This is a genomic window from Pseudomonas sp. BF-B-26 (genome assembly GCF_019956495.1).
Lineage (GTDB): Bacteria > Pseudomonadota > Gammaproteobacteria > Pseudomonadales > Pseudomonadaceae > Aquipseudomonas.
The window spans coordinates 1-3,977 of record NZ_JAHBDP010000036.1 but is presented as its reverse complement, the minus strand read 5'-3'; the positions used below and the strand labels follow the sequence as shown (position 1 = coordinate 3,977).

Here is a 3,977-nt window from a genome sequence, read left to right as displayed (position 1 = left end):
GCTGAAGCCCCCGCCTCCACCGCCACCACCAAAACCTCCACCGCCGAATCCGCCGCTAGAACCGCCTCGACCGCCGCCGCTGGGCAGGATCCCGAGCATCTGGCAGACAAATACCGTCAGGATCAACAGCATCACCAGAAACACGAAGATCCCCGGATGCCGTGAGACGAAGTCGCTTTCCTGATTGCCGCCGGAGTCATACACCGTGGACGGCTCATCCAGTGGATTGCCGCCCAGCACCACGAGCATCGCCGCGACCCCGTCGCTGATGCCCTTGCTGAAGTTACCGGTCTTGAACGCCGGGGTGATCACCTGATTGATGATCACCGAGCTCTGCGCATCGGTCAGCCGATCTTCCAGGCCATAACCGACTTCAATCCGCAGTTTGCGATCATCGCGCGCGACGATCAGCAATGCACCGTTGTTCTTGTCCTTCTGGCCAATACCCCAGTAGCGCCCCAGTTGATAACCGAAGTCCGCAATGTCGGTACCCTGCAAATCCGGCAGCGTGACCACCACCAGCTGCTCACCGGTGGCTTTTTCATGGGCCTGAAGCTGTTGCGTCAGCTGCTCACGCACCGCAGGCTCGATCATCTGGGCGTTATCGACCACCCGCCCGGTCAGTTCCGGAAACTTCAACGCAGCCTGGGCCGTCAGGGCAAACACCCAGAGCAACAGCACCAGGCCAACTTTCAACGCACGCATTGGCAACCTCGTCCTTGGTGACGCTTCAAGCCCATACCGGCGCTTACTGGAACTTCACTTGAGGCGCTTTTTCCGCATCGGGGCTGGTGGCCTCGAAAGTTTCGCGGATCGGCAAATCGCTGTACATCACCGAGTGCCACAGGCGACCGGGGAAGGTCCGCAGTTCCGTGTTGTATTTCTGCACGGCGAGGATGAAGTCCCGGCGCGCCACGGCAATGCGGTTCTCGGTGCCTTCAAGTTGCGATTGCAACGCCAGGAAGTTCTGGTTGGCCTTGAGGTCCGGGTAACGCTCGGACACCACCATCAAACGGCTCAAGGCACCGGTCAGTTGATCCTGGGCCTGCTGGAACTGTTTGAGTTTTTCCGGGTTATCCAGGGTTTTGGCATCGACCTGGATCGAAGTGGCCTTGGCCCGGGCTTCAACCACGGCGGTCAGGGTTTCTTCTTCGTGCTTGGCGTAGCCCTTGACGGTTTCCACCAGGTTGGGAATCAGGTCGGCGCGGCGCTGGTACTGGTTCTGCACCTGGCCCCAGGCAGCCTTGGCCTGTTCGTCGAGGGTCGGAATCGTGTTGATGCCGCAGCCGGCCAGCAGTGTGGTCAGCAACATCAAGGCTGCAACTTGCAGGCTCGACCGATAGTGGTGTCGTACATTCATCTGGTTGATGCTCCCTTGCACATTCCGTTGAAAAACAACCTTCGAACTTTGAACCCGGCTCTTGGGGCATAATCTGCCGCCGCCACTGGATTGCATCGAGCCAATGGGCTAAAAGATGCCCCAGCGCGAAAACACGCAGAAGTGTGCTGCATTTACCTGAACAACAATAGTCGCTCCCTAAATTTTGGCTGACCGGCGCGTATTCACTGCCGTTTAGGCTTTTGAGAAAACTATTCATGAAGAAGCTGTGTTTGCTGGGCCTGTTCGTCAGCCTGGCCAGTCATAACGTATTGGCCGCCACGACGCCCGCTCCTCTGGAAAACAAGGACGCGTTCATCAGCAACCTGATGAAGCAAATGACCCTCGATGAAAAGATCGGCCAGTTGCGCCTGATCAGCATCGGCCCGGAAATGCCTCGGGAGCTGATCCGCAAGGAAATCGCTGCCGGCAATATTGGTGGCACGTTCAACTCGATCACCCGCCCGGAAAACCGTCCGATGCAGGACGCGGCCATGCGCAGCCGGCTGAAGATCCCGATGTTCTTCGCCTATGACGTGATCCACGGCCATCGCACCATTTTCCCGATTCCGATAGCCCTGGCCTCGAGTTGGGACATGGACGCCATCGGCCTGTCCGGGCGCATCGCCGCCAAGGAAGCCGCGGCGGACAGCCTCGACATCACCTTCGCGCCGATGGTCGACATCTCCCGCGACCCGCGCTGGGGCCGGACTTCCGAAGGCTTCGGTGAAGACACGTACCTGGTGTCGCGCATCGCCGGCGTCATGGTCAAAGCCTTCCAGGGCACGGGCGCGAACGCGGCCGACAGCATCATGGCCAGCGTCAAGCACTTTGCCCTGTATGGCGCGGTCGAGGGCGGTCGCGACTACAACGTCGTCGACATGAGCCCGGTCAAGATGTTCCAGGACTACCTGCCACCGTACCGTGCGGCTATCGACGCCGGTGCTGGCGGGGTAATGGTCGCGTTGAACTCGATCAACGGCGTGCCGGCCACCGCCAACACCTGGCTGATGAACGACCTGTTGCGCAAGCAATGGGGCTTCAAAGGCCTGGCCGTCAGCGACCACGGGGCGATTTTCGAGTTGATCAAACACGGCGTTGCCCGTGACGGTCGCGAAGCCGCGAAGCTGGCGATCAAGGCTGGCATCGACATGAGCATGAACGACACCCTCTACGGCAAAGAGCTGCCGGGGCTGTTGAAGGCGGGTGAGATCCAGCAAAGCGACATCGACAACGCCGTGCGTGAAGTGCTCGCCGCCAAGTACGACATGGGCCTGTTCAAGGACCCGTACCTGCGCATCGGCAAGGCTGAGGATGATCCGGCCGACACGTACGCCGAAAGCCGCTTGCACCGCGCCGAGGCCCGTGATGTCGCGCGTCGCAGCATGGTGTTGCTGAAGAACCAGGGCGAAACCCTGCCGCTGAAGAAAACCGCGAAAATCGCCCTTGTCGGCCCGCTGGCCAAGGCACCGATCGACATGATGGGCAGCTGGGCCGCCGCCGGTAAGCCCGCGCAATCGGTGACCCTGTTCGACGGCATGACCACGGCACTGGGCGCGCAATCGACGCTGATCTACGCCCGTGGCGCCAACATCACCAGCGACAAGAAGGTCCTGGATTACCTGAACTTCCTCAACTTCGACGCACCGGAAGTGGTGGACGATCCGCGCTCGGCCCAAGTGCTGATCGACGAAGCGGTGAAAGCCGCCAAGGATGCCGATGTGGTGGTGGCAGCAGTGGGCGAATCCCGTGGCATGTCCCACGAATCGTCGAGCCGCACCGACCTGAACATCCCGGCCAACCAGCGCGATTTGATCAAGGCCCTGAAGGCCACCGGCAAACCGTTGGTGTTGGTATTGATGAACGGCCGTCCGCTGACGATTCTCGAAGAGAAGGAACAGGCCGACGCGATCCTGGAAACCTGGTTCACCGGTACCGAAGGCGGCAACGCCATCGCCGACGTGCTGTTTGGCGACTACAACCCGTCGGGCAAATTGCCGATCACCTTCCCGCGTTCGGTAGGCCAGATTCCGACCTACTACAACCACCTGAGCATTGGCCGGCCGTTCACGCCGGGCAAACCGGGCAACTACACCTCGCAGTATTTCGATGACACCACAGGTCCCCTGTTCCCGTTCGGCTTCGGTCTGAGCTACACCGATTTCAGCCTGAGCGACATGGCGCTGTCGTCGACCACACTGAACAAAACCGGCAAGCTCGACGCCAGCGTCATGGTGAAAAACACCGGCAAGCGTGACGGCGAAACCGTGGTGCAGTTGTACATCCAGGACGTGACCGGCTCGATGATCCGCCCGCTCAAGGAGCTGAAGAACTTCCAGAAAATCATGCTCAAGGCCGGCGAACAGAAAGTCGTGCACTTCACCATCACCGAGGATGACCTGAAGTTCTACAACACCCAGCTCAAGTACGCGGCAGAACCGGGCAAGTTCAATGTGGAGATCGGCCTGGATTCTCAGGACGTGACGCAGCAGAGCTTCGAATTGCTGTAACCCCTGAAACACCGCAATAAAACTGTGGGAGCGGGCTTGCTCGCGAAAGCGGACTTTCAGTCGACATCATCGCTGACTGACAGTCCGCT

Annotated in this window: 3 protein-coding genes; 1 reads left to right on the top strand and 2 read right to left on the bottom strand. The window is 60.0% G+C overall.

Annotated elements, in window-relative coordinates; all coding sequences use genetic code 11:
• The coding region (locus KGB03_RS03090; RefSeq protein ID WP_223526320.1) for a TPM domain-containing protein at positions 1–705 on the bottom strand (705 nt) is incomplete at its 3' end.
• Positions 706–748: 43 nt separating this feature from the next.
• Complete coding sequence (locus tag KGB03_RS03085; protein ID WP_111450904.1) at positions 749–1,360, bottom strand: LemA family protein; 612 nt, start codon at positions 1,358–1,360, stop codon at positions 749–751.
• Positions 1,361–1,596: 236 nt separating this feature from the next.
• Here KGB03_RS03085 and bglX point away from each other — a divergent pair, with 236 nt between their 5' ends.
• Positions 1,597–3,888 (top strand): beta-glucosidase BglX, encoded by a 2,292-nt coding sequence (bglX, locus tag KGB03_RS03080; RefSeq protein WP_218536365.1) that lies wholly within the window; start codon positions 1,597–1,599, stop codon positions 3,886–3,888.
• Positions 3,889–3,977 lie beyond the last annotated feature (89 nt).

What these genes read in the sequence shown, in the direction of transcription:
- KGB03_RS03085 (WP_111450904.1), bottom strand. Translation starts at nt 1,360, where the DNA reads ATGAATGTACGACACCACTATCGGTCGAGCCTGCAAGTTGCAGCCTTG.
- bglX (WP_218536365.1), top strand. Translation starts at nt 1,597, where the DNA reads ATGAAGAAGCTGTGTTTGCTGGGCCTGTTCGTCAGCCTGGCCAGTCAT.